Source organism: Novosphingobium sp. (assembly GCF_036820275.1).
Lineage (GTDB): Bacteria > Pseudomonadota > Alphaproteobacteria > Sphingomonadales > Sphingomonadaceae > Novosphingobium.
In genome coordinates, this window is the sequence record NZ_DAISLT010000060.1 from 1 (window position 1) to 1,184 (window position 1,184).

Annotated in this window: 2 protein-coding genes; both read right to left on the reverse strand. The window is 52.2% G+C overall.

All coding sequences use genetic code 11. The features are described from left to right. Window positions 1-236: 236 nt before the first annotated feature. The gene (locus V7066_RS26925; protein WP_334186000.1) at window positions 237-617 is read right to left on the reverse strand and encodes a hypothetical protein; all 381 of its coding nucleotides are present in this window, start codon (window positions 615-617) and stop codon (window positions 237-239) included. A gap of 84 nt (window positions 618-701) precedes the next feature. Then, the gene (locus V7066_RS26930; protein ID WP_334186001.1) at window positions 702-1,073 is read right to left on the reverse strand and encodes a hypothetical protein; all 372 of its coding nucleotides are present in this window, start codon (window positions 1,071-1,073) and stop codon (window positions 702-704) included. Window positions 1,074-1,184 lie beyond the last annotated feature (111 nt).

Sequence of the window (1,184 nt, forward strand, 5' to 3'; positions counted from 1 at the left end):
CGCCTGAATCACGCCAAGGCCGACAACTCAACCCGATTTATGAGTTCACGCCCTAGTGTGTAGAAGCAGGGGTGGTTGACCTGAACATCGATATCTTTTGCGCTGCCCGCGAGTTTCTGGCTACGACTTATCTAGTGGGCGTATATTGAAGTCGTACGCGCACCAGATATTTTCAGCGGCGTCTGTGCCGAAAAAAGCATAAACCTTGTTTCATCTGTAGGCCGATTGGCTCGGGTCTACCCCATGCTGATTCGGCGTATCACGCATTTCGATATGCCAAATCCCCAAAAGTCGGCCGCAGTACCAACCACGTCGTAAGCAATGTCGACATTCGACCCCGATGCCTTGGCGGATAGCAACATCGAAAAGGCTTTGTCGCGGTTGATAATTTGGTCATCGGCAACGTAAAGTAGTGTGTAGTTGTCGTAAACGCATTCTGTCGCCACCCCTGCCGGAAAACCGGCAATGCGAACCCAGACTTGGTCGTTACCTGAGCTGGATTGTCCGACCATCACCTTTTCGATCTTGTCGATGTGAATGACTTCGCTTGCCCATGCCGTAGTTGGGGCGCATAGGATCAAGGTGGCTATAATTTGTTTTAATAGATGTCGCTGCATCGGATGTCCAAAAATGGCTAGAGATAATCTGGGGTGAACCAAGGGTTTTCCCGCGATTGTGTGTATTCGCGTCGCTCGGATGGGTTAAGGAATTAAAGCAACGTATGATGCGGCTTCAACATTCGGTTGATCGCGAGAGCTGCATGAGCCGAGGCCTTGAACAAAGACTTTTTGGTTCTGGGCATGGGCTGCCAATAGGAGGGCAATCGTGGGTTGAGCAAGGGCGTTTGTTCCATCGATGGCCCAGCGCAGCCGCTGGCCATTTGCGCACGCGGGTAGATCGGTTCGCTGGCCGTTGACGACGAAATTGACTGCGCCATTGTTTGGGTTGGTCACGATCTCGGTGATGTAGCCCGTACTTGCCGCCATTGCTGGGCAGGATGCTGCGAAAAACGCAGGCACTACCAAAACCGATAGCGTTCGTTCGAGGCATTTCATTTCATGGAATTGACGCATTTCGATTGTCCTAGAGCTGGAGAGTGGCCACTCGTTCCCGCGTGGCTGATCCTGCGATCGCAACAGCCAATGTGAATCGAAAGCTGGCAGCTAGTTCGAAGCCTTTCGACT